Below are 22,905 nucleotides of genomic sequence, written 5' to 3' on the forward strand. Positions count from 1 at the left end.
CAAACGCGCTGGCTAAGAACGCATTTCCTTTGAGGCCATCGTTTCCCATTCCCTCGTCCTCTTTTTTATCGTGCAGTTTTCCATTTGTCTTTATGCACAAAAAAAGGACACCCTGTCTAGAGTGTCCCTTTGTTTTTATGCGGTTGTTTCCGCTTGTGAAAAATGGTGCGCGGCATCCACTTTTTTGGCTGAACACACCAGCAGATTGCATCCTTCCTCTGTTTCCAGCGTTTGGGTGTGATTGAACGGGGTGAAAAAATAATCGCCTTCATTCAATTCAAACTGGCCGATTTTCACCCGTCCATTGACCACGTAGATTTGTTCGCCCCCATGATGTCCATGCATGGGGAAACGGCTCCCCGGCTCCATTTTTAGCACTAAGCTGTATTCGTCCGCCTCTTTGCGCAAATACGACATTGAAACGCCAGAGCCAACTTGAATATAATCGCGTTCATTGCGCCGGATTAAGTAGATTTTGTTCACTTAAAAAACCCCCAACTTTCCTTTTTTGCTCCTCTAGTTCTTTACAACCATCAAGCTGGGTTGGCCGCCGTTCACAAGCGTCTTCCTGCTGGTTCGCGCTTGCGAACCGCAACGTTCCATCTTTACCCAATCTAATAACCCTTTTCTGCACTATTCAAACCATTTATGTCACTAAAAACGAAAAAAGGCCACCAGCCGGAGCCGGTAGCCTGCTATCATGATTGGAGATCATTTGATGCATGCGGGTTATGCGTCTCCGAAATCTCGCTGAGAGCCTGGCTCGCTTCATCCTGGTAGGGTTGGTTGACGGCCAGGTCACCCAGGGAAACGACGCCGACCACCTGATTGTTTTCAACAACCGGAAGACGACGCACTTGCGCTTCCGCCATGATCCGAGACGCCTCATCCACTGTCATATCCGGTGTGCCGCTGACAATGTGGGTGGACATGATGTCTCTGACCGAACGAGAGTTGGGCATTTTGTTGGCGATTCCGCGTGTCACCAAGTCTCTGTCAGTCACAATGCCCAGCAACCGGCCGTTTTCCACGACAGGAACCATGCCGATGTTCTGTTCCCTCATCTTGCTAGCAACACTGTAGACGTTTTCTTGCGGATTGACCGCCGTCACATTGGTGGACATGATATCGCGCAATTTGTGCATCATGGATCCCCTCCCTGCCCTTTATCATTGCCCGATTCTCTTTATCCATACTTGGCATCTTTTAACGCCCGAGGCGCTCCGCGATCAAGCGGACAAACAGCTCCGTGCCCACTTTCAAGGCTTCTTCATCAATATCAAACCGGGGATGGTGATGCGGGGCGGTGATCCCTTTGTCGGGGTTTCCTGCTCCCACAAAACAGAACGCTCCAGGAATCTGTTCCAAGTAATAGGCGAAATCTTCCCCGCCCATGATCGGCTTCATCTCTTGAACCGTTCCCACCTGGCGAGCGATTTCAATCAGCTGCTGCGTCTCTTTTTCATGATTGATGAGCGGGGGATATCCCCAACCATATTGAAACCGATAATCGGCTCCAAACATGTGACAGGTATGTCGAACCACTTCTTCCACGCGCTTGGCCAGTGCTTCGCGGACGCCCTTGTTGAAACTGCGCACCGTCCCCTTCATCCGGCACCGTTCGGCGATGACATTAAACGCGTTCCCGCCTTCAATCGCCCCGACAGAGATGACCCCCGAATCCAATGGGTCTACTTGCCGCGAAATGATGGTTTGTAAATGGGTGATCACGTGCGCGGCGATCACTACCGCATCCGTCGCTTCATGCGGCAAGCCGCCATGCCCACCCTTGCCGATGATTTCCACTTCAAACGAATCAGCCGCCGCCATGAGCTCGCCGCTACAAAGGCTGATCGTTCCGACGGGGTGCGGCGTCCACAAGTGAATGCCGAAAATGGCATCCACTCCCTCCAGCACCCCCGCTTCGATCATTTGCCTAGCGCCGCCCGGCAACAGCTCCTCGGCATGCTGGAACAAAAACAATACATTCCCCGCCAATCTATCCCGCATTTCGGTCAACAAGCGGGCCGCTCCCATCAGCATCGTCATGTGCCCGTCATGCCCACAGGCATGCATCACCCCAGTCACTTGCGAGCGATAAGAGACCGTTTTCTCGTCCTGGATGGGCAACGCATCCATATCGGCTCTGAGCGCGATGGTGGGACCAGGCGCGGCACCCCGCAACAATCCGGTCACCCCATAACCGCCCCAACCCGTTTTTACTTCCAGTCCACACGACTCCATGAAGTCGATCAACTTGCGCTGCGTCTGTTGTTCCTGAAACGAAAGCTCGGGATGCTGGTGAAAATCCCTACGCCACTCAACCATTTGCGGAAACAGGTCAGCCACCCGCTTTTTTAATCCTTCCATTTTCCCGTCCCTTCCTTCTCCATGGAAATGGTTGGTTTTACCTCTCGCCAATACGCTTATCCCACGCTTCTTTTCGCCAGTTGTCGGACTTCTGTCACGCGTGTTGCAGTTGCGCGATCTGGAAGTTCATACTATCATTAATAAGGACTTACTATGGTGCCAGTCAAAGGAGGCGCACATTTCCCATGATATTTCAAGAGATCAAAACCAAAGGTATTCGAAAAGAGTTTCGTGAACTGGAAAAATTGATGAAACAACTTCAATTTATCCGCTGGACCTGGGATTTTGAAAAAGTGACCTATGAAATAAAATACACAGTGGACGGCGTGGACTATTACTTGCGCCTGCGGGGAACAGTCGTCAACAACTACATGTTGGAAAACCCCAAAGCGTTGGTAGAGTTGGATCACCCTTCGTTTGTTCGCCACTTTTTCCCACACGGTCTGGATCACAACGCAGAGGTCCCGGCCGCGTTGAAAGAAGAAGTGGACGCGAAATTGGCTGAATTGGAAAAAGCGCTTACGGCGTGACCTACCATCCGTTCAGACGCACAAAAAGAGGGCGGAACCCATTCCCCCTCTTCTCACTTCTCCGTTTGCGAACCCCGCTTTTCCCTTGCACAATCCACCCCATCCACCCGCACGTTGACCCTTGTCACTTCCAGCCCCGTCATGTTCTCGACGGCCTGCTTAACATCGCGTTGCAGTCGGTGGCAAACCTCATTGATCCTGCATCCGTATTGCACGATCACCCGCAGGTCGATAGAGGCTTGGGTGTCCTGGACAACCACCTGCACCCCGCGCATGTTCCCTTTGCCGCTGACGCGTTTTTTAATCCCTTCCGTCATGCCACTGGACATGCCGCTGATCCCCTGTGTTTGCGCGGCCGCAAGTCCGGCGATAACCGCAACCACGCCGTCGGTGATCCGTATGGAACCTCCATTGGATTCAACCATGTGAAGCCTCCTTTTCGTGAAGCGCTCCAAAGCATCCCCACTGTAGTGTAACATGAAATAGCTTGCCGCGGCCCGCTTTCCTGCTGTACGGGAAAAAAAAGCCCCGCCTGCTTTTTCGCTTGTCAACTCACTTTGTAACCAGCGATTTTGACCATCAACTGCACTTGCGGGTGTGACAAATTCACTTTATAGCCATAATACGTTTTATCATCCATTTCGATCTCCACTGGGACAATGTACTTGCCCTTGAGCAACTTGGTGAACAGCTCGTTGGCTTCCAAATCAGTCACATGAAACTTCCTCATGAAATCGTTCTTGATCCACGTGCTTCCGTAACTTTTGCCAATGTTGTTCGGATCGTGGTACCATTCATAGATTTGGACCACAGCATTGTGAATCAGCCGATCCACCCGGGAGAGCGTCTGGAATTCCCGAATATTCAAAAATTCGAATAAATTGTGGGTATTATCACAAAACTCATGTAATTGCGCTGATCTGGACAAACTTTCGTCATATAAACAAAAAAGTTCCACCCGCTTTCCTTTGGACCACAGCCGATCGAGTAGCGGAATCATGTCCTGATCCGCACTGACAATGACAAACGTGTGGATTTCCGGGATTTGGTGAAGCACTTCCATCGCATCCAAACATAGCTGGATGTCCGCCGCGTTTTTGCGCTCTTTGCCGTCCCGCCCGTTTCCGTATACCTGATGCACATGAACGCGCTTTTTCTGCAAGCTCATCATCGATATCTCCAGTTGCTCGAAGTCGGCATACGCTTCAACCATCCGGATCGCTTCCCGGCCGTAATACTCCTGCAATCTCAGGAAAAGGTTGTGCGTTTCATCGGGATGATCGGGATCCATATGATATTTTTTTAAGCCGTAATAGACATTTTCCAAATCAATAAATATCGCCGTATCCTTAACCTTTGCGCTCATCGTCCCCCCCCTTTCCCATCAATCAAGCATGTTGAACTATTTCGATCTTTCCGAGTGTTTTCCTGCCAAAACAGCCCAAAATCGTCTCAAACGTTCTTTGATCGAATTTGACATTTTTCCGCTAATTCGTATGCTAGATTGGGTGTAGTATTTATCATTCATTCTCTATTCTTGTCGAGGGACGAACGAATAGGTCGATCAACCAATATACTAAAGGGGTGAATACCTTGAACAAAAAATGGTTTTATCCAATTTTGATCTTATCCACTCTCATCAGTACCGTTGTTCATTTTACCGTTCACAACCAACCATTGCAATTCGCGACAGCCTGTTTGTCCCTTTTATTCTGGGCAGCCATGCTGGGAAAAGCGACCGAAAACGTGGCCCACTACGCTGGTGAGCGGTTGGGCGGCCTGCTCAATGCGACATTCGGCAATGCGGCCGAACTGATTATCGCCATCTTCCTGGTCAAAGAAGGATTCTTTGACATGGTGAAAGCGAGCGTAACCGGATCCATCATCGGGAACTTGCTCTTGGTGCTTGGACTTAGCTTGTTCGCCGGCGGTTTGAAATTCAAAACACAGCAATTTAACCCCATGCTGGCCGGCCACAACGCATCTTTGATGATGCTTTCCGTCATCGCCCTGTTTGTGCCCGCGGTGTTCCTGCAACAATTGCCCTCGGCCAAGATCAATAATGTGAGCTTAATCATTTCCGGTGCCCTCATCCTGGGTTACTTCTTGTGGCTGTATTTCTCTCTGGTTACCCATAAAGAAGAGTTGGGTGAAAAAATTGACGGCATGCCGGACCATGTCGAGGGGGAAGAGCCGGAATGGAGCAAAGGAGTCTCCATCTTGCTACTCGTCGTGTCCACCGCATTTGTTGCCTTGCAGAGTGAATGGCTCGTACATAGCGTAGAAGCCGTAGCCCAAGCGCTGGGCTGGTCTGAACTGTTTGTCGGCGCCTTTTTGATCGCCATCATCGGCAACGCCGCCGAACACAGCGCGGCCATCTTCTTGGCCATGAAAAACCGCATCGGGGCGGCTGTGGAGATCGCCATTGGTAGTAGCTTGCAAATCTCCTTGTTCGTGGCGCCCATGTTGGTGTTTATCAGCTGGCTGTTTGGCAATCCCATGAACATCATTTTCAGCACATACGAAATCGCGGCCATCGCCGTGTCCGCCTTTATCGCCAGCTCCATCTCTCGCGATGGATCGACCAACTGGTATGAAGGGGTTCTGCTGTTGATCGTATATACGATTTTGGGCACCGTGTTTTTCGTGGTGTAATGAGCAAACGGACTTCCAACAGGGAAGTCCGTTTTTTTCTGACCGATTTGTTTTAGCACAAAAAAAGACTCCGCGATTGGAGTCATACGTTCACACTCCCATCAAGACGGGAGAATTTTAGAATATAAATCTGCTAACTTCCGTTCCAGATCATGAATAATCTGTTGACCTTGGTCGCGAGTGATGAGCCCAGCTCGAACGGCAAAGTCGATTTCGCGTGACAAACCGAACATCTGTGTGTCTAACACTTCTTCATAAAGAGGACATTTCGGTAACATCAGGTTTTGCAATTGCACCGAAATCAGCTGAGCGATTTTTTCCGCATCCTCTTGCAAGAGTTGTAAGGCTTTTAGATTTAAATCGGTCTGTGTTGGCGTGGTCAAAGTAACCCCCCCCAGCGACCGTTCTGATCGGTCTATAAGTAACGGCCCATACTTTACACTAAACACAGTGTATCATGATCAACATTTCTTTGCAAAAAAAACAGAACTTGCGAGAAAGCGCACGCCGCAAGCACCAACCACTTTTCCAATAATTTCACCCGCCGCTCGCGCATCTCCTTTCTGACGCGTGAGTCGGTGGACATCTGCTATAATGAGGTAACTGAAGCTGTTATCGTGAGTTAAAGTAGAAACAGCTTCAACCTTACCGACAAATTACGTGATTTTTCAAAGGAGCATCGCATATCATGAGTCCGATCATCCTTATCACCGGCAATGTCGCATTTCGCATCAATCTTGACCCCTCCATTTGGATCTTGGATGACCGCCGCTTTCCACTGGAGGATCGCATTGCAGGGACGGAAGGATTAGCAATGGAATTGGGTCCCTATCTGGACAAGGCTGAACCAGATGCGTCGGTGACCAAAGTCATCTGCCACCGTGAACAAAAAGAAGCGGTCACCCTGACGCTAGATCAGGCGCGCACCGCCATCCTCTGTTTTGCCAAGGACGGTCGCCCGATTCGCGAGGGAGGGCCGGCCTTGCTCTATCTCGCTGATGGGAGCAACAAAGAGCAACCAATCGATTACATCAGGGAACTAGAATTGGTGTAACAAGCATGGAGACATCCGCTTCCTCTCCAGTGGGAGCAGATGTCTCCTTCCGCTTATTCATCCGCTCGGTTATCGGGTTGTTTTGTATCAATGTCAACATAACGCATGGGTTGGATCGAAGAAATGGCATGTTTAAAAATGAGTTGCTGCCGACCTTTGTCATCGATAAGAAGGACGATGAATGGGTCAAAAGCAGCAATATACCCCCGAACGGTCACTCCGGTGGCCATGAAAACGGTGACCAAGATGCGTTCCTTTCGCATTTGATCCAGCAAACGATCTAGGATGTTCGACATCCCCTGCGCTCATCCTTTCATAAAGAGTTAAACCGACCGGCACCGAGCCTCCCTGGGGTCTCCTCTACATGAGAACAGCGGCAGGGCGCCGCAAAAATAAAATAAAAATTTCGAATTTATATTTCATTTACCACAAACCCCACTTTCCCAAACATAGCTGAGAGACATCCCTCATCGGAATGTCTCTCATATCCTTATTTTCTAATCATGTAAAACGTCCCAGTGGTGAATGCGATCAATTTGTTTTTTTCATTGGTGATCTCACAGGTGGCCGTGGCCAAAGTAGACCCCATATGTACCAATCGCGCGCGAGAGATCAGCTCTTTGCCCAGTCCCTGTTTTAAATAATTCACTTTTAACTCCACGGTGACGGCACCTTTATACCCTTCCGGCAACCGCTGATTAATCAGCGAACCAATCGTCGAATCGGCCAGTGTCGCCGTAATCCCCCCGTGCACAATTCCTGCCCTGTTCAGGGTGAAGGGTGTCACCGGGACGCGAAATTCATATACATCGTCTTCCACAAACCGGCCTTTCAACCCCATAAACCCTGAAATATAAGCGCTGTTCCGCTCCCGCTTCTGTTTGATCGCCTGCACAGCTAGCGCCAACAGTTGCTTTTCTTCATCTGTCCCATTCTGCAAGATCTGTTGCAATTCTCCATCCAAATTCATGGCTCACCGTTTCCTTTCCCCTACTGCTTTTTTAGGGTGTGTCTGGGTGTCGCTGGCTTATTCACCAGACACGCTCTAGGCTAATCATTCTTATTTTAAACAATATCCCCCACCCAATAAAGAAAAGCTTGACAAGTCAGAGAAGAGGGGGAAGCAAAGCAAAACCCACCTTCGCCGTTTAGCAAAGGTGGGTATACAACTTGGTTTCTACCATGTGGGCTGGCTTGGACAAAACTGGTTTACCACAACTTTTGGAAAAACCGCTCCAATTGCCCTGCCGGTTCGACCCGCTGGGTGATGCTGACTGGAAATGTGGTCATCATCTGCAAAGGCTTCCCACGGTATAACACTTGCGCTTCGCCGACAATCGCCCCTGCTTTGAGCGGAGCTTTCAATCCAGTGAAGAAGCGGACTCTGATCTCATACTGATCTCGCTCACCCCGGTGAATCGGCAAGCGAATGTCGTACTTGCTGACAACCGGGACATATTGCCCGTCCCCATTTGGAACCCGTAACTTCGCTCCTTGGATCACTTCACCGCGTTTTAACAAAGTGGCTGTTTCAAATTGATTAAATCCATAATCAAACAGCTTCTTCGTCTCCAAGAAACGGCCATCTTCAGAGCTAGTGCCCATGACAACTGTGATCAGTCGGCGGCCTTCTTGTTGCGCCGTTCCGGTGAAGCAATAGCCAGCTGCTTGGGTAGAACCGGTCTTCAAGCCATCAACGCCAGGGTAGTAATGGTCAAAGCCTGGTAGCATGCGATTCCAGTTGACCACTTTCATTTGCCGTTCCGTCCCCGGGCGGAACGTATATTGGGAAACGGAGGTCATCTGCGTAAATTCGGGATGCTCTTGCAATAATGTTCGCGCCAGGATCGCAGCATCCCGCGCAGACATCACATGCTCCCCATCCACTTGCGGAGGATCAGGGTAATCGGTCATCTCCAACCCCGTCGCATTGCGAAAATGCGTGTTTCTAAGTCCCAGTGCCTTGGCTGTCTCATTCATCCGGTGCACAAATTGCGTTTCGCTTCCCGACACCCGCTCGGCCAAAGCCGCAGTAGCGTCATTCGCCGAATATACAGCCATGCCCATGAACAAGTCTTTTACACTCATCAACTCGCCGGCTTCCAGATCGATCTGGGCTTCATTAATTCCCGCCACCCGCGGGCTAACTTGCACCATTTCATCCCAAGTCAACTTATTGTTGCGGATTTCCTCTAGCACAATGTATTCGGTCATCATTTTGGTCATGCTTGCTGGTGGGAGAGGTTGATCCATCTGTCTTCCGAAAAGGGGCAATCCTGTCTGATAATCCATCAGGATATAAGATTTGGCCTCCATTTTCGGCTCGGCGATCGGGACGTTTGGATCTACCTGATAGGTGATCAACAGCTTCGGTCTTTTGGTGATATCATCCACATAATCGCTGGAGCGGAAAGACTTGCGGTCATTGCTTTCCGTATGATGGCGCAAAGAAATACCGTAGTTGGGGGTTCCGCTGTACCAGTTTTTGCTCAGCTCTGTCAAATCCCAAGCGTATTCCCCCGCACCGGCCACATTTGTTTGGGTCACCGCGGCTCCCACGGTCGGCTGATTCTGCCAGGTGAGCCCACCACTGGTCCACTCCGATGTGACCGGATGCACATCCACCTGCTCTTCTTGCGCAGTGGCGTATTGGTGCAAAAACAATTTAGCGTCCTTGATCTTTGCCCCTGTGGGAAGCGCGGGCAAATCAAATTTGAGATAAGTACGTGCAACGCCATAATCCGCGTGGGTACCCGTAATCACATAAGGAAACAATCGATAATTTTGGGTGGGGTTTTTGCTGGAGACGAGGTTGTCATACGTCTGTTTCACCCCTTGCAGACCCACTGTCGGGTCAATCACCACCGGATAAACCCGTTTCGGGTCTCTCAACCACTTGTCATCCGCTTTGATATCGAGATAAGTGACGCCATTTTGCTGACGCAAGGCAAATTTCACCTTATGGGAAGAAGCGTCTTGCTGATCGTACATAAAAGGGGCGGGAACTTCAAAGACGGATTGTCCCTTCGCGTTGATAAACTGGATAGACCCGTCTTTTTGCAACTTTGGTTTGGCGTGTTTGGCTTTCAGTGCCATAGTAAAAACGGATCGGCCTGTGTACTTATGCAACACCCATTCTTCTTTGACGCCCGTAACTCCAACTTTGTAGACCAGATCCGTCCCTTCATACACATTGGGATAGCGAATGCCATGATCCAATTGTTTAACCGCTACCCGCTTGCCATCGATCAATCCGAAATCAACCTTCACTGGGCCTTGTTCAAACCGGATCAGCGAAGGAGAAGTGGATCGTCCGGCAAACGCAAAGCGGGTGGCATGTCCCAACTCGATATAAGTCATCCCTGCCCCCGCCGTATTGGCCTTCATTTTGGCTTTGCGTTGCTCCCGAATATCCATCCATGCGCCGTTCTTCTTATAATGAACCGGCTCTAAGTACTGCTCCGTGACATAGGTTTTTCCGTCGTTTTTGATGTAGGTTTTTGACTTTTCCGTCCGGAGTTCGACCAATTCCTTCACTTTGCCCATCGGTTCAGGTTTGGTTTTGTTTTGCGCGAAAACGGACGGATTGGGCGATAGAAACAACATGGCCACCATCGCAGTCAGCAATGGAATAGACAGCCATTGGCGCCGCTTGGCAGGTCGTTTCAATTTCTTCACTCCTCTCTGGAACCCATGCCCCGTGTTGATGCATCCCTTTCTTGGGGTTTTAAGGGCTCAATTCATTATTCGGACCACCTTTGTATTTTTTTGCATCGGGCACGGCTTCCAACTGTTAAAAAATAAAAAAAAGCCTCAGTGCTGAGGCCCATTTCAATGATTTGCTTTTTCTCCACAACCGCCGCTCACATCAAAGCGAGGCGGATTGCAAGTAGTGGTACAAAAGCCGATAAGTGTGTTCCAACGCGTCTCGGTGGGTTCGCTCATAGGCATGGGAAGCGTCTACACCGGGGCCGATCAATGCGTGCATCACATCAAACCCTGCTCTGACAGCCGCGCTACCATCGGACGCATAATACGGATAAAGATCCACTTGATAATAAATTCCGTGCTCTTCCGCCAACCGGATCAATTTGCTTGTCAGTTCATAATGATAAGGGCCACTTCCATCTTTGGCACAAATAGAGACGCAAAATTCGTCCGTCGTCTGCCCTTCCCCGATGGCACCCATGTCAATCACCAGATATTCACGCACTTGAGCAGGGATATTGGAATTGGCGCCAAACCCAACTTCTTCAAAATTGCTAAAGAAAAAATGCGTTGTATGCGGCAATTTTATATTATTTTCTTTAATATCAGCCATTAATTCTATCAAAATGGCCGCACTTGCCTTATCATCCAAATGACGGGCTTTGATAAAGCCTGATTCTGTTTCTACCACTTGTGGATCAAATGCAACGTAATCACCTACACTGATTCCCAGCGCCTTAACATCATCCGCGTTGCTCACTTTGGCGTCTAGGCGCACTTCGATATGCTCATCCGACCGTTTCTGCTCTTCGGCGTCCGCATACACATGCACAGAGGTGTGGGTCGCCAAAATCGTTCCCGGCACCACCTGTCCCGACCGCGTTTTGACAAAGCAATAAGCCCCATCGACGGAAAACCAACCAAATCCGCCAATTTTGCTCAACCGCAACCGTCCGTTGGCCTTGATCTCTTTCACCATGGCCCCCAATGTGTCTACATGCACAGTGACCAAACGGTGGACATCGTCATCCTCTCCTTTCATGGTCACCATCAAACTGCCTTTGTTGTTTTTTTTGCACGGCAAACCCAAGGCATCCATGCGCTGTTCGATATATTGGATCGCCTCATGCGCGCACCCTGTGGGGCTTTGAATATTTAACAATTGAACCAACGTCTGGCGTGTCTCTTTCTCTCGAAAAAAGGCCATTAGGCACCCTCCCCGCAATCAGAATAAAGGCTTCCTTCGCCTTGCCCAATATCAGAAGGAAGCCCCATTCACGATTATTTTATTTCTTCGGTTCAAGGATGGCGGCCACCGTTTTTCCTGCTTCTACTTTTTCCTGCGCTTGGTCACGAATGGTCCAATCCGCGAGTTGCGGAAAAATGACCGGTGTAGTTAACGGCTTGCCTTTTTCCTTGATGTAATCCATATCGAACTCAAGCAACATCTGACCTGATTTGACTTTGTCGCCTTCCGACACATGGGCGACAAACCCTTCACCGTTTAATTCGACGGTATCAATTCCCACATGGATCAGCATTTCCACACCTGCGGCGGTTTTCAAACCAATGGCGTGTTTGGTTGGGAACAGATTGATCACTTCCCCGTCCGCCGGCGCGTACACTAGACCCGCATCCGGTTCCACGGCAAAACCGTCGCCCATCATTTTCTGAGAAAACACTTGATCTGGCACTTGCTCCAGCGGAATTTTCCGTCCTGAGAGCGGTGACAAAATCTCAGTTTCTTTCTTGCGCTTCCAAAAAAACATGCGTGCTAGTTCCTACCTTCTTTTAAAATGAATTGCTATTTTTTAGGTTCTCCGGATTGAGCGGAATCAAGTCATCAACCACAAACAACCCATCTTTTCTGATCAATTCTCCGTCGAAGTAGATCTCCCCTCCGCCGTATTCGGGACGTTGGATGCAAACCAGATCCCAATGCACGGAGGAGCGATTGCCATTGTCAGCATCTTCATAAGCGTTACCCGGCGTGAAGTGGAAGCTACCATTGATCTTCTCATCAAATAGCGTATCTTTCATCGGGTGGTTGATGTATGGATTGACCCCGATGCTGAATTCGCCGATGAAGCGGGCGCCTTCGTCCGTATCCAACACTTGGTTGATGCGCTCCGTATCGTTGGCTGTCGCTTTCACGATTTTGCCATTTTCAAATTCGAAACAGATGTTTTCGAAGGTGACGCCTTGGTACACGGACGGCGTGTTAAACGTGATCTTTCCATTGACCGAGTCCTTAACGGGTGCCGTGTATACTTCACCGTCAGGAATATTGCACTCCCCGGCACACTTGATCACGGGGATGTCTTTGATTGAGAATGTCAAATCTGTGCCAGGCCCGACGATCCGCACTTGATCCGCTTGCTCCATCCGTTTCACCAGTGGTTCCATTACTTCCGCCATGCGCTCGTAATCCACATTGCACACTTGGAAATAAAAGTCTTCAAACGCCTCCGTACTCATGTTGGCCAATTGTGCCATGGAAGAGTTCGGGTACCGCAACACAACCCACTTGGTGTTTTTGACCCGCTCGTTGCTATGTACTGGCTGTCTGAACATGCGCGCATACAGACTCATTTTGTCATCCGGCACATCGCTCGTCTCCGAAACGTTGTCGCTTCCGCGGATGCCGATGTAGCAATCCATGTCTTTCATCTGGTTGAGTGCATGGCGCGCCCAGATTTCTTGGTGCTCCTCAGAGGTTCCGAGCAACAGCGCCCGCGTGATCTTCTCATCATGCAGTTGCACATACGGATAACCGCCAGCTTCATACACAGCGGCAATCAGCTCGCGCGCTAGTTCACGCTCTTTTCCGAAAACATCTATTAAAACGCGTTCCCCTTTTTGCACCTTGCACGAATGTTCAACCAGTATTTTGGCCAATTTGGAAATACGAGAATCCCGCATGACTTCATCCCCTTTTCATTTGTGAGTGATCATTGTACAATGACACGAGATCAAATGGTCAAGCCTAATTCCAGCACAATCGAACCCTCAATAATTTATTTTATCATGAATTTTCCTGATGACAAATGCCATAACTGGGAGGAATTGAATTGTTCACATTTGAAAAAGCGGCCGGAGACAAGCAAACCCGGTTGAACAGCATCGTGAACCAAGTGGCCCATCTGATTGATGGGGAAAGGGACTGGTTGGCCAATCTGTCCAATACAGCTTCCCACCTCTACCATACCCTCGGTGAGGTCAACTGGGTTGGTTTTTACCTCATAAAGGGAAACGAACTGGTCCTCGGACCGTTTCATGGCTTGCCGGCCTGCATTCGCATCCCAGTGGGGAAAGGCGTGTGCGGAACGGCCGTGCAAGAAGCGAAAACCCTGCTGGTAGAAGATGTACACGCCTTCCCAGGCCACATCGCCTGCGACGCCGCCACCCGCTCGGAAATGGTCATTCCTTTGAAAGTGGATGGTCGGATCATCGGCGTGCTGGATATTGACAGTCCGGTCACTAGCCGATTCGACGACATCGACCGCGCGGCACTGGAGCAGGTAGCAGAGCTTTTGTGCCAAGGGTGTGACTGGAGCAGTTTATTAAAATAAAAAAGCCACGATTCGCGTGGCTTTTCTCACTTCATATTGTATCCCCATTGCATAGGGCGGAATTTTACTTTCCAGATTCCGGCCTTGTTCTTTACCATCTGGAACTGGCCCAGATTCTCCCCTTCTTCCGGAAATTCCAGATAGCCTGTTTTTTGATCCACTTCGATAAACTTAACTTCTTGCATCCGGGCGAAGAGCTTGCGCATCTTTTCAGCCATCTTATGGCCTTCTTCTTGCATCATTTTCATATGCTCTTGCTTGCTCCATTCCCTTTGTTCCACATCGTCAACAAACAGTTCGTATTGCGTGTTGTAATCATGGGTTTCAATAGCATGGAAGTAGAGCTTGGCGACCATGATGGGGTCGGCCTCTTTTAGCACACGATCATCAAATTTCTTTTTAAAGGCGGCATACACCTTCAATTCGTCTGGACTTAATTGCATTAGGTTGCTCTCTTCGGCTAACGCGATTTTGTTCTCATTGCCCACGACCGTGCCTGTTCCAAGCTCTTCAGTTTCTTGGCAGCCCAGAAGGAGGGCGCTGGACAAACATATCGCGGCCAACACTTTCCAACCTTTTTTCAAGAAATACCCCTCCTAAATCCTCATCAGAAAAATAATAGCATGTTTTCGGGCTGAGAGCTTGTCATTACAGTGAACAAGAAAAAAACCTTCCTAGCGGCGGAAGGTTTCATTCGCGCTCGATCCCGCGAAAATCAGTGTACACGCGGTAAGCGCGGCGGATCTCCTCTTTCATCCAATCGGGAAATTCTCCTTGATCCAAGTCGGCCATCGGCACCCAGTGGTAACTCTCATGCTCGGCGCTCAACCGCACTTGGCCCAACGGCTGGTCGCAGGCAAACTTGACGATGATCAAGTGCTTCTCCTCTTGAATCTCATCATAGATGTAAGCCGGTGCAATCACTTTTACTTGCAATCCTGTCTCTTCCATCACTTCTCTGGACAACGCGTCCATCAAAGGTTCGGAAGGCTCTAATCCGCCTCCCGGAAAATCCCACCCATGCGTCTCTTTCCTCGTCCGCTCTTCCTCGGACTTGCGTAAGATTAGCACATGATCCCGATCGAAAATAATAGCTTTCGCAGCAATCTTATAAGGTTTATTCATGTTAGCCCCCACCTACTTCAAGCGAAAAAAGGTTGAGGAAGCTGTCGCGATTAACTTTTCCCGCTCGTCGGTTACTTTCGTCTCCATCACGATGATGGTTTTTCCCTTTTTGATGACGGACGTTTCCGCCGTCAGCCATCCCGTTTCGCCCGGCGCGAGGAAATGCACGTTCAAATCCAGCGTCACCGCTTTCGCCTGGCTCCCCTCGGCTTGGATGACGGTCGAACCCATCGCCGTGTCAATAAACGTCGCCGTCACGCCACCGTGCAACATGCTGAAGCGGTTGCGCAATTCATCGGTGATGCACATGCGGTGCAAGTAAACTCCTTTGTCTGCATCATAACCGAGCACTTGAAAATTCATCATCTCTTCGATATAGGCAAGCGGGCTGACACGAGTGCGTTTCAAAGCTTGCACCAATTTGTGGATCGTCTTCACTTCCGATGGGGTCAAGTCTTGCATCTCTTGATATAAGGTTTCCAATGTCATCGCGCTTTCCTACCTTGCCAACTGTTTTATGTCTTACTTTATATTAACGAATCAAAAAAGGGTTAGCAAGCAACCCCGGCTCGTGCGTCGGGGCATCCGGCTAGCGCGGTCTGGTGAATAGCCAGCGACTCCAAAACCGTTTTTGATCTATCAGCCACGCCTAACGGAGCCTAAGGCTTGCTGGCGAACGGATGGCGGAATCCCAGACGCTTGTGGTAATCTAACTTGGAATAAGCCGTTCCCTTCACGCTCATGCGTCTAGCCGGTGACTTCCACGCGTTGACCGAACCGTTTGATCCAGCCCAATCGCGGGGAAGATATAGCTAATTCCTAGACAGAGGGTGAACAACATCATGAGATGTGACAAGACGTTGCTCCTCATCAATCCCCATGCCGGAAACAATGAACTCTCCCAACACATCGGCCGACTCTTCTCCAAGTTCCGCCATGCGTTGGGATCGATTGAAGTGGTCCACACCAACCAGCCGGGTGATGGAGCCAGGGCCATCACCTCGCAGGCGGCGGACGTCGACCTCATTATCGCCGCTGGGGGAGACGGCACTGTACATGAATGCATCAATGCCTTAAGCCAGTTAGAAGGGCGCCCGGTGTTCGGCATCTTACCCGCAGGCACTTGTAATGATTTTTCGCGTACGCTCGGCATTCCCCAAACCATTGACGAGGCGGTGGAGACCTTGCTTGAAGGCAGGGTAGAAGCGATCGATGTCGGTAAGCATGACGACCGCTATTTTCTTAACTTCTGGGGTATCGGGCTGATCACGCAAGTATCTGAACAGATCGACAGCGAAATAAAAAAACAGTTTGGCCGTATCGCCTATTACTTGAGTGCCTTACACACGATCCAAGAGCAACGAAGCTTCCACGTGGAAGTAAACGGAGATGGGGGGCATTACAAAGGCGAAGCAGTAATGGTACTGGTGGGAAACGGTTCCTATGTCGGCGGAGTGGAAGCGTATTTCCCACACAGCCAAGTCAATGATGGGTTGTTGGACGTCTTGATCTTCAAAGAACTCTCGCTCTCCGCCGTCACTTCGCTCACCTATTCGCTGTTCACAGCGGAAAAGCCGAGTGCCGAAGGGTTGATTTCGTTCAAGACTTCCCACCTCGAAGTCATCACGAAACCGAGCTTAAAGGTGGACTGCGACGGGGAGAAAAATACGTTCACCCCCACTCGCCTGCAAGTGTTACCAGGCCATCTGCGCATGTTGGTCGGGCCGGACTTCTATTCTGCTTCCAAGTGAGGGGTCTGGTTAAATGACCGCAATTTCCACCCATCCAATTCATGATGGGTCAGATGTGAAATGGCCGTATTATCTAGCCTGGTTTTCCCAAAGTCGATTTCTCCTTGAGTCAGCACGCCTAACGCGGCGGTAATACACATGCCATGGGCCACAATCAGAATCCGTTCGCCGCGGTGCTTGCGCACCAATTCTTCACACTTGCGCACAAACCGCTCCTGTACCGCTGTGGTGGGTTCCACTCCGTACACGCCACCCGTCAGCCGCACCGTCTCCCAGTCAGGGTACTCCCGCAACACTTCTTCCACCGTGCGCCCTTCCCATTCTCCACCGTAGCGCTCGCGAAATTCGGGAAAACAAGTGACGGATATCCCCTGTTTGGCCGCGATGCACCTCGCGGTTTCATGAGCCCGCTCCAAATCACTGGAGTAAATGGCGGCAAACGGCTGATCGGCCAAATAGGCGGCAACCCGTTCAGCTTGTTGCCGCCCCAGCTCGCTCAACGGCACATCCTGTTGCCCTTGATAGCGCTTCGTTTGGTTCCACTCGGTGACGCCATGGCGCACTAGAAATACATGGGTTTCCATCCTCGTCTTCCTCTCTGCCATATGATTTGCCTTTCTCATAATATTATATATTGAACCTATTGATAAAAGTGCCCCGCGCCCGATTTTTCAGTCTACGGCTTCCCCCTCTCTGATCACGTGTTTTTGCCATCAGTCGCGCACGTTTGGCATAAAAAACCGGGCTCTTTCACAAAAGAGCCCAGTTCTCAAACCTTGGACAGCGAGATCAGTTGCCAACCGTTCTCCATGGTCAGCCGCCCTTCTTGAATCGACATGACCATCTGCTCGATAATGCTCTGGTTGCTGTATTGCGGTCGAATCAACAACCGACGGGCGATCATGACATTATCCATCGCCAACAACAATTTATCCTGCCCGTACCGGTCGGGAAAGCGCACCTCCCACTCCCGGAAAACACGCGCTCCATCTACCGTCACATGCATAAGTACATCGCGATACCAAAGGAGCAGGACATCGAGAAGCTGCTCCGCACGCCCTTGCTCCACTTCGGTTTGAAACCATTTTTCAGTCGGGGTCAACAGCGCGCTCATTTGCCCGGCCAAAATTTGGTTGCCCCAGTCAATGATCCGCCGGCACATCTCTTCAAACGCTTGCGGGTCAAACTCCCCCATATCCACTTTTCCTGGCAGGTGGGCCAACACATTCGCCACTTTAGCCGGCAGACCGTCCTCCGCCAGTTTCTGACGCTTTTGCTCCGGGGAAAGTTCGGGAAAGCGGATGCGTTGGCACCGGGATTGGATAGTGGGAAGCAAATCGGACAAATTCTCCGTAATCAACACCACCACCATGGGGGAGCTGGGTTCTTCAATGAATTTCAACAGACTGTTGGCCGTTTCATCGCGCATCTTGTCTGCCTGTTCCAGCACGGCGACGCGGGTGATGCCTTGGCGCGCACTGTATTTGAACTTGGCTTGCAGCTCCCTCACCTGGGCGATTTTGATCACATTCCCGTCCGGCTGGATGGTCACCACATCGGGATGGTTGCCGTGGGCAATTTGCAGGCATGAGGGACAGCGGTCGCACGGATCCCCCTTGCTCTCTTCACAATTGACGGCTTTCGCCAATTCCAACGCCAATTCCCTTTTGCCTGTCCCCGGCTTGCCGTAAAAAATAAACGCGTGCGCCAGCTTGTTTTGCCGGATCGCGCGCTGGAAAAACTCCGCCAAACGGGGTTGCATCGCATTTTGGAAAGACATCTGACCAAGCCTCCGCTCGCACCATTTTGGTTTTATCATCACATGGGCGTGGGGAAAAAGCAAGGCGAAGGGCGTGTCTGGTGAATGGCTAATTGAGCCAAAGCATCAGAGAAAATCATTCTTCTCTTCGGGTTGCTTTTTCTCATTTTCCACCTTTATCCCTTCAGACTTATTGTAAATAATTACCTATTGACTTATAGGAAATTTCATTATATGGACGATTAAAAAATAGTAAATAAAATATAAAGTGACAAATAATATACATAATTTCATGTAGAGACTTGCTTTGTAATATGAACTGTTCCGAAAATGAGGACAATCAAGTCTTCCCCTCTTCAAATCGTGCATACCTCTTTGTAAAACAGGTACTTGGTTGTTTTTGTTTAAAAATTGTCCGAAAAGTCGATGATTGACTTTTTAGTGAGCGACCGCTTACAATAAAGGTATGAGACGCAAACATATAGACAGCAAACGGGACGAGATTGTGCAAGCCGCCGAGCGATTGTTTGCCCTCAAGGGCATTTCTGAAACATCCGTCCGGGATATAGGGAAAGAAGCGGGTGTTACCGACTCGGCAATTTATAAGCACTTTTCCAGCAAAGACGAGTTAATCAAAGAACTTTTGACACAATATCTGATTCGCTACGCCGAACTCATCGATCGGATCGGAGCAGAGCCCCTTTCCTTCCGGGAACGCTTTGATCAGTTGCTCTTGGCGATTATCGACCAGCATGATGCCAATCCGTTTGGCTTATTGTTGTTGGGGGAGCGCTACCTTTATTTGGTCAGCACCTTGCAGGACAAACGCCTGCCGCTTCATGCCATGAGCGACTTTCTGGATAGCGGCATCAAAAGCGGGGAGCTTCCGCCGCAAGACGTTAAGCTCACATCCACCCTCTTTTTTGGCGCTGTCTTAAATTTGATCCGCATCAACCAAATCGGTTTGGTTCACCCCAAATCTCCAGCCGACTATTTGCAAGAGATTCGGTCACGTTTCTATGGTTTGTTGGGGCTACGCATGTAGCCCTTTTCCCGGGCGTTTTAGTGAGTGATCGCTTACTAAAACGCCCGGAAAGGGGGGATCATAAAACCTTACGTTTGCAATTGCATTTACCTCCATTATCAGGCACCCAGAACCCATACCTATAAAAGGAGAATGGAACCACATGAAAAAACAAATTACCGCCGGTACTTTCTTTATGAAAGAATTGGATTCACCAGAAAAGAGATTGTTTCCTTTTTCTGTATTGAACGAACTGCGTGAAAGTACGCCCGTTCGTTATGACGAAAATCGGCAATGTTGGGATGTTTTCCTCTATGAAGATGTTGATGCGATCCTGCGCAACCATGATCTTTTTTCCTCCGAACGAAAAAGGACAGTCGAACACGATGATATTCTCACCATGGACCCGCCGCGCCACAACCATATGCGCAATCTAGTCAGCAAAGTCTTTTCGCCCAAAGCCATGCAAAATCAGGAGACTAAAATCCGGGAATTGGCCAATGACTTGCTGAGCCAAGTGCTTGATCAAGGTCATATGAACATGATTCACGACTTGGCCGCTCCGTTGCCCGTCATCATTATTGCCGAAATGTTGGGGGTGCCCAAGGAAGACCGTCTCATCTTTAAAGAATGGTCCGACACCGTCGTCAAAGGGGTGAGCGGCGATTCCCAAGAAGAATACGAAGCCGTTGCCGCTGAACATAAGCGAGTAAACCAGGAATTAACTCAATACTTCTTGAGCATGATGGCCAAACGCAGGCAAGAACCGCAAGCAGATTTGATCACGTCTCTTCTGCATGCGGAAATCGATGGGGAAAAACTGACCGACAAAGAGATTGTGGATTTCTGCATCCTCCTGCTCGTTGCCGGCAATGAAACCACCACCAATTTGATTACGCACGGAATCCGCGTGTTGACAGAACAGCCAGAACTGCAATCGACGTTGAAACAAGATCCGGCTTTGATCCCTAGCTTTGTCGAAGAAACATTGCGGTATTACTCGCCTGTGCTGGGACAGGCACGAATCGCCAAACAAGATGCGGAAATCCGCGGTCAGCAAATCCGCCAAGGCGACACCGTAACAGTCTGGCTTGCCGCAGCTAACCGCGATCCACGCAAATTTGCTAAACCTGACCGCTTTAAAGTGGATCGCTCGCCAAATCCCCATCTGTCTTTCGGCAAAGGCATCCACTTTTGCTTGGGTGCTCCCCTGGCCCGTTTGGAAGCGAGAATCGCCTTTGAAACCATTTTGGGACGCATGGCGAACTTGTGTTTGAAAGAAGGGACGAACCTTGTAATCAATCCCGCGCCGTTCCTCTATGGCGTTCACGAATATCCCATTACCTTCGCCCGCGTTTAAAATCAGTTCCAAGGCACATGCATCGACTCCAGCTCTCCTTTGCCACCTCTTCGGTGGCTTTTTTGTTGGCTTGTCTACAATCTGAAACTGTCTTCTAGACAGTTCTGCCTAGACTTTTTCTACTAGGGTATTTCGTCGGATATTTGAAGTTTGTTACTTTGGTCGTCTTTGGATCTCTATGCTCCGACCTTGTCTTGATAAATCTTTTGTTTTCCGTGTTCCGCCCGTTTATAATAAAACACGAAAATACTTGGTAGAATGGTTGAGGCTAACGATGAGATTAAGAAGAAAACCTGAAGCAAAGCAAAAATTGATGGAACATCCCCTTGTCTTCACCCCAACAGAGGACAACAAAGGGCAGATGCAAGGCCAGTGGCGCTCCGTCTTCCCTCATGAAACCCATCCGCTCCATGTAGAGCTTGGCACGGGGAAAGGCCAATTCCTGGCCAAAGCATCGACATTGCGGCCTGATATCAATTGGATCGGGGTGGAACGGATTGAAGAGCCGCTCTTGCAGGCTGTCCGCAAGGGTGAAGCTACCGAGAACACCAACCTCCGCTATGTATGGGCCGATGTGGAAAACTTGACCGACATTTTCGCAACCGGTGAAATCGACCGCATCTATCTGCACTTCAGCGATCCTTGGCCCAAAAAGCGGCATGCCAAGCGTCGCTTAACTTACCGCCGGTTTCTTGATTTATATGAACAAGTGTTGGCGCCGGCCGGCGACCTGATCTTAAAAACGGACAGTGTCTCCCTATTCGACTTCTCGTTGGAAGAATTTCAAGAGCGGGGATGGGAAGTGATCGAAATCAGCCGCGATCTGCACCACAGCCCTTATGCCGCCATCAACATCACCACAGAATACGAAGATAAGTTCTCTTCCCGAGGCATGCCCATTCACTACGTGCGGGTCACTCCGCCCAAAGAGCGGGCCGTAGCTGACGAAAATTAACAGCCGGAACAAGCCGCTGGCACATTGACTTTTCCTAGATTTCCCCTATAATTATTCTTTGTATGGCTCAAACTGCCTCCGAGGGAATTTGAGGATAGCATGCAAACGATAGGTGAGAGGATCACCCTCACTGATTCGCCCCATGAGCCCTTCATGGGTGTCCGGCCTTTCGCCGCTATCCGGAAGGCGCGGATAACGTTAGCGAGTCAGCACCCTGTCATTTGCAAGAAACAAATGCAAATGATGAAAGGAGCAATAACAATGGCACGTTACACTGGACCAACATGGAAACTGAGCCGTCGCCTGGGCATCTCTCTTTCCGGCACCGGCAAAGAGTTGGCTAAACGCCCATATGCCCCAGGTCAACACGGACCAGGCCAACGCAAAAAATTAAGTGAGTACGGACTTCAGCTTCAAGAAAAACAAAAACTGCGCCTGATGTACGGCGTGGGCGAAAAACAATTCCGCAACTTGTTTGTGCGCGCAGGCAAAATGAAAGGGATTCATGGTGAAAACTTCATGAAACTCCTGGAATCTCGCCTTGACAACCTCGTTTACCGCGCTGGTTTCGCCCGCACCCGCGCCCAAGCCCGCCAATTGGTGGTGCATGGCCACATCACGGTAAACGGCAAAAAGCTCGACCGTCCGTCTTACCAAGTACAACCTGGCGAAGTGATCGGATTGCGTGAAAAAAGCCGCAATCTGAGCATCATCAAAGAAGCTCTGGAAGAGCGTCAATACCTGCCAGAGTTCATGTCTTTTGATGAGAACAAACTGGAGGCTACCTACAACCGCCTGCCAGAGCGTTCCGAAATGCCATCCGAAATCAACGAAACCATGATCGTTGAGTTCTACTCCCGCTAAGTTGGGGGATTTGATAAAAAAACGGCTGATCCCATGGATCAGCCGTTTTTTCATGGTTACTAAGTGTCAGCGAGGACTATGAATCTTATTTTACATATATTTATCCCTTTCTATATATAACTCATTAGCAATTTTTGTTAAAATATAGATACAGGGGTTCGTTTCTCTTCTCACCACC

Annotated in this window: 26 protein-coding genes; 9 read left to right on the forward strand and 17 right to left on the reverse strand. The window is 49.8% G+C overall.

The genetic code is table 11. The features are described 5' to 3' along the window. Positions 1-135: 135 nt before the first annotated feature. From CLV36_RS02095 to CLV36_RS02105, 3 genes are all read right to left on the reverse strand, one after another. Positions 136-483, reverse strand: coding sequence for a cupin domain-containing protein (locus CLV36_RS02095; protein WP_022736839.1), 348 nt, complete (start codon positions 481-483; stop codon positions 136-138). A gap of 215 nt (positions 484-698) precedes the next feature. After that, positions 699-1,148, reverse strand: a complete 450-nt coding sequence (locus tag CLV36_RS02100; RefSeq protein ID WP_321195584.1) for a CBS domain-containing protein — start codon at positions 1,146-1,148, stop codon at positions 699-701. Positions 1,149-1,206: 58 nt separating this feature from the next. After that, a complete protein-coding gene (locus tag CLV36_RS02105) occupies positions 1,207-2,370 on the reverse strand; it encodes a M20 metallopeptidase family protein (protein WP_106341580.1) in 1,164 nt (387 codons plus the stop codon). A gap of 185 nt (positions 2,371-2,555) precedes the next feature. Here CLV36_RS02105 and CLV36_RS02110 point away from each other — a divergent pair, with 185 nt between their 5' ends. Beyond that, positions 2,556-2,900, forward strand: coding sequence for a YugN family protein (locus tag CLV36_RS02110; protein ID WP_106341581.1), 345 nt, complete (start codon positions 2,556-2,558; stop codon positions 2,898-2,900). Positions 2,901-2,953: 53 nt separating this feature from the next. Here the strand turns inward: CLV36_RS02110 and CLV36_RS02115 are convergent, their stop codons facing one another. Both CLV36_RS02115 and CLV36_RS02120 read right to left on the reverse strand, forming a co-directional pair. Continuing rightward, entirely contained in the window at positions 2,954-3,325 is a 372-nt protein-coding gene (locus CLV36_RS02115; protein ID WP_106341582.1) for an Asp23/Gls24 family envelope stress response protein, read from the reverse strand. Positions 3,326-3,447: 122 nt separating this feature from the next. Beyond that, the gene (locus CLV36_RS02120; RefSeq protein WP_022736844.1) at positions 3,448-4,266 is read right to left on the reverse strand and encodes an NYN domain-containing protein; all 819 of its coding nucleotides are present in this window, start codon (positions 4,264-4,266) and stop codon (positions 3,448-3,450) included. A gap of 227 nt (positions 4,267-4,493) precedes the next feature. Here CLV36_RS02120 and cax point away from each other — a divergent pair, with 227 nt between their 5' ends. Next, on the forward strand, positions 4,494-5,555 hold the full coding sequence (gene cax / locus CLV36_RS02125; RefSeq protein WP_106341583.1) for a calcium/proton exchanger: 1,062 nt from the start codon (positions 4,494-4,496) through the stop codon (positions 5,553-5,555). Between the two features lie 101 nt (positions 5,556-5,656). Here cax and CLV36_RS02130 read toward each other — a convergent pair whose 3' ends face one another. Beyond that, positions 5,657-5,938 (reverse strand): Fpa/YlaN family protein, encoded by a 282-nt coding sequence (locus CLV36_RS02130; protein WP_022736846.1) that lies wholly within the window; start codon positions 5,936-5,938, stop codon positions 5,657-5,659. Between the two features lie 305 nt (positions 5,939-6,243). On the opposite strand from CLV36_RS02130, the gene CLV36_RS02135 reads away from it, so the two are divergent. Further along, a complete protein-coding gene (locus CLV36_RS02135) occupies positions 6,244-6,609 on the forward strand; it encodes a hypothetical protein (protein ID WP_102993134.1) in 366 nt (121 codons plus the stop codon). 53 nt (positions 6,610-6,662) lie between these two features. Here CLV36_RS02135 and hfq read toward each other — a convergent pair whose 3' ends face one another. The 6 genes from hfq to CLV36_RS02165 form a co-directional block, all read right to left on the reverse strand. Then, a complete protein-coding gene (hfq, locus tag CLV36_RS02140) occupies positions 6,663-6,905 on the reverse strand; it encodes an RNA chaperone Hfq (protein WP_022736848.1) in 243 nt (80 codons plus the stop codon). A 194-nt stretch (positions 6,906-7,099) separates the two neighbouring features. Beyond that, positions 7,100-7,579, reverse strand: coding sequence for a PaaI family thioesterase (locus tag CLV36_RS02145; protein WP_022736849.1), 480 nt, complete (start codon positions 7,577-7,579; stop codon positions 7,100-7,102). 239 nt (positions 7,580-7,818) lie between these two features. Beyond that, positions 7,819-10,278 (reverse strand): DNRLRE domain-containing protein, encoded by a 2,460-nt coding sequence (locus CLV36_RS02150; RefSeq protein WP_106341584.1) that lies wholly within the window; start codon positions 10,276-10,278, stop codon positions 7,819-7,821. A 199-nt stretch (positions 10,279-10,477) separates the two neighbouring features. Then, positions 10,478-11,524 (reverse strand): M42 family metallopeptidase, encoded by a 1,047-nt coding sequence (locus CLV36_RS02155; protein ID WP_102993137.1) that lies wholly within the window; start codon positions 11,522-11,524, stop codon positions 10,478-10,480. Between the two features lie 79 nt (positions 11,525-11,603). Then, entirely contained in the window at positions 11,604-12,086 is a 483-nt protein-coding gene (locus tag CLV36_RS02160; RefSeq protein WP_102993138.1) for a PTS sugar transporter subunit IIA, read from the reverse strand. Between the two features lie 22 nt (positions 12,087-12,108). Then, positions 12,109-13,239: an aminopeptidase gene (locus tag CLV36_RS02165; protein ID WP_102993139.1), complete on the reverse strand. Its 1,131-nt coding sequence runs from the start codon at positions 13,237-13,239 to the stop codon at positions 12,109-12,111. Positions 13,240-13,388: 149 nt separating this feature from the next. Between CLV36_RS02165 and CLV36_RS02170 the strand changes: the two genes are divergently transcribed. Beyond that, complete coding sequence (locus CLV36_RS02170) at positions 13,389-13,889, forward strand: GAF domain-containing protein (protein ID WP_106341585.1); 501 nt, start codon at positions 13,389-13,391, stop codon at positions 13,887-13,889. A 26-nt stretch (positions 13,890-13,915) separates the two neighbouring features. On the opposite strand, the gene CLV36_RS02175 is transcribed toward CLV36_RS02170, so the two are convergent. From CLV36_RS02175 to CLV36_RS02185, 3 genes are all read right to left on the reverse strand, one after another. Next, positions 13,916-14,473, reverse strand: a complete 558-nt coding sequence (locus CLV36_RS02175; RefSeq protein ID WP_106341586.1) for a hypothetical protein — start codon at positions 14,471-14,473, stop codon at positions 13,916-13,918. A 106-nt stretch (positions 14,474-14,579) separates the two neighbouring features. Next, positions 14,580-15,014, reverse strand: coding sequence for an NUDIX hydrolase (locus CLV36_RS02180; protein WP_106341587.1), 435 nt, complete (start codon positions 15,012-15,014; stop codon positions 14,580-14,582). 12 nt (positions 15,015-15,026) lie between these two features. After that, positions 15,027-15,503 (reverse strand): PaaI family thioesterase, encoded by a 477-nt coding sequence (locus CLV36_RS02185; RefSeq protein WP_022736857.1) that lies wholly within the window; start codon positions 15,501-15,503, stop codon positions 15,027-15,029. Between the two features lie 353 nt (positions 15,504-15,856). Between CLV36_RS02185 and CLV36_RS02190 the strand changes: the two genes are divergently transcribed. Next, complete coding sequence (locus CLV36_RS02190) at positions 15,857-16,765, forward strand: diacylglycerol/lipid kinase family protein (protein ID WP_106341588.1); 909 nt, start codon at positions 15,857-15,859, stop codon at positions 16,763-16,765. On the opposite strand, the gene CLV36_RS02195 is transcribed toward CLV36_RS02190, so the two are convergent. Together CLV36_RS02195 and holB are read right to left on the reverse strand one after the other, a co-directional pair. Beyond that, a complete protein-coding gene (locus tag CLV36_RS02195; RefSeq protein WP_181352777.1) occupies positions 16,747-17,349 on the reverse strand; it encodes a histidine phosphatase family protein in 603 nt (200 codons plus the stop codon). The genes CLV36_RS02190 and CLV36_RS02195 overlap by 19 nt on opposite strands. 185 nt (positions 17,350-17,534) lie before the next feature. Beyond that, positions 17,535-18,545, reverse strand: a complete 1,011-nt coding sequence (gene holB, locus CLV36_RS02200; RefSeq protein ID WP_181352778.1) for a DNA polymerase III subunit delta' — start codon at positions 18,543-18,545, stop codon at positions 17,535-17,537. Between the two features lie 445 nt (positions 18,546-18,990). Between holB and CLV36_RS02205 the strand changes: the two genes are divergently transcribed. The 4 genes from CLV36_RS02205 to rpsD all read left to right on the forward strand — a co-directional run bounded on the left by CLV36_RS02205 (position 18,991) and on the right by rpsD (position 22,727). Continuing rightward, on the forward strand, positions 18,991-19,569 hold the full coding sequence (locus CLV36_RS02205; protein WP_102993147.1) for a TetR/AcrR family transcriptional regulator: 579 nt from the start codon (positions 18,991-18,993) through the stop codon (positions 19,567-19,569). A 142-nt stretch (positions 19,570-19,711) separates the two neighbouring features. Next, entirely contained in the window at positions 19,712-20,908 is a 1,197-nt protein-coding gene (locus CLV36_RS02210) for a cytochrome P450 (protein WP_106341591.1), read from the forward strand. Positions 20,909-21,182: 274 nt separating this feature from the next. Beyond that, on the forward strand, positions 21,183-21,863 hold the full coding sequence (trmB, locus tag CLV36_RS02215; protein ID WP_181352779.1) for a tRNA (guanosine(46)-N7)-methyltransferase TrmB: 681 nt from the start codon (positions 21,183-21,185) through the stop codon (positions 21,861-21,863). A gap of 261 nt (positions 21,864-22,124) precedes the next feature. Next, complete coding sequence (gene rpsD, locus CLV36_RS02220; protein WP_022736862.1) at positions 22,125-22,727, forward strand: 30S ribosomal protein S4; 603 nt, start codon at positions 22,125-22,127, stop codon at positions 22,725-22,727. Positions 22,728-22,905: the final 178 nt, after the last annotated feature.

The sequence above is a fragment of the Laceyella sediminis genome (assembly GCF_003003125.1).
Taxonomy (GTDB): Bacteria; Bacillota; Bacilli; order Thermoactinomycetales; family Thermoactinomycetaceae; genus Laceyella; species Laceyella tengchongensis.

What these genes read in the sequence shown, in the direction of transcription:
- CLV36_RS02100 (WP_321195584.1), bottom strand. Translation starts at nt 1,148, where the DNA reads ATGATGCACAAATTGCGCGATATCATGTCCACCAATGTGACGGCGGTC.
- CLV36_RS02105 (WP_106341580.1), bottom strand. Translation starts at nt 2,370, where the DNA reads ATGGAAGGATTAAAAAAGCGGGTGGCTGACCTGTTTCCGCAAATGGTT.
- CLV36_RS02110 (WP_106341581.1), top strand. Translation starts at nt 2,556, where the DNA reads ATGATATTTCAAGAGATCAAAACCAAAGGTATTCGAAAAGAGTTTCGT.
- CLV36_RS02115 (WP_106341582.1), bottom strand. Translation starts at nt 3,325, where the DNA reads ATGGTTGAATCCAATGGAGGTTCCATACGGATCACCGACGGCGTGGTT.
- CLV36_RS02120 (WP_022736844.1), bottom strand. Translation starts at nt 4,266, where the DNA reads ATGAGCGCAAAGGTTAAGGATACGGCGATATTTATTGATTTGGAAAAT.
- CLV36_RS02135 (WP_102993134.1), top strand. Translation starts at nt 6,244, where the DNA reads ATGAGTCCGATCATCCTTATCACCGGCAATGTCGCATTTCGCATCAAT.
- hfq (WP_022736848.1), bottom strand. Translation starts at nt 6,905, where the DNA reads ATGTCGAACATCCTAGATCGTTTGCTGGATCAAATGCGAAAGGAACGC.
- CLV36_RS02145 (WP_022736849.1), bottom strand. Translation starts at nt 7,579, where the DNA reads ATGAATTTGGATGGAGAATTGCAACAGATCTTGCAGAATGGGACAGAT.
- CLV36_RS02155 (WP_102993137.1), bottom strand. Translation starts at nt 11,524, where the DNA reads ATGGCCTTTTTTCGAGAGAAAGAGACACGCCAGACGTTGGTTCAATTG.
- CLV36_RS02160 (WP_102993138.1), bottom strand. Translation starts at nt 12,086, where the DNA reads ATGTTTTTTTGGAAGCGCAAGAAAGAAACTGAGATTTTGTCACCGCTC.
- CLV36_RS02165 (WP_102993139.1), bottom strand. Translation starts at nt 13,239, where the DNA reads ATGCGGGATTCTCGTATTTCCAAATTGGCCAAAATACTGGTTGAACAT.
- CLV36_RS02180 (WP_106341587.1), bottom strand. Translation starts at nt 15,014, where the DNA reads ATGAATAAACCTTATAAGATTGCTGCGAAAGCTATTATTTTCGATCGG.
- CLV36_RS02185 (WP_022736857.1), bottom strand. Translation starts at nt 15,503, where the DNA reads ATGACATTGGAAACCTTATATCAAGAGATGCAAGACTTGACCCCATCG.
- CLV36_RS02190 (WP_106341588.1), top strand. Translation starts at nt 15,857, where the DNA reads ATGAGATGTGACAAGACGTTGCTCCTCATCAATCCCCATGCCGGAAAC.
- CLV36_RS02195 (WP_181352777.1), bottom strand. Translation starts at nt 17,349, where the DNA reads ATGGAAACCCATGTATTTCTAGTGCGCCATGGCGTCACCGAGTGGAAC.
- holB (WP_181352778.1), bottom strand. Translation starts at nt 18,545, where the DNA reads ATGTCTTTCCAAAATGCGATGCAACCCCGTTTGGCGGAGTTTTTCCAG.
- CLV36_RS02205 (WP_102993147.1), top strand. Translation starts at nt 18,991, where the DNA reads ATGAGACGCAAACATATAGACAGCAAACGGGACGAGATTGTGCAAGCC.
- CLV36_RS02210 (WP_106341591.1), top strand. Translation starts at nt 19,712, where the DNA reads ATGAAAAAACAAATTACCGCCGGTACTTTCTTTATGAAAGAATTGGAT.
- trmB (WP_181352779.1), top strand. Translation starts at nt 21,183, where the DNA reads ATGAGATTAAGAAGAAAACCTGAAGCAAAGCAAAAATTGATGGAACAT.
- rpsD (WP_022736862.1), top strand. Translation starts at nt 22,125, where the DNA reads ATGGCACGTTACACTGGACCAACATGGAAACTGAGCCGTCGCCTGGGC.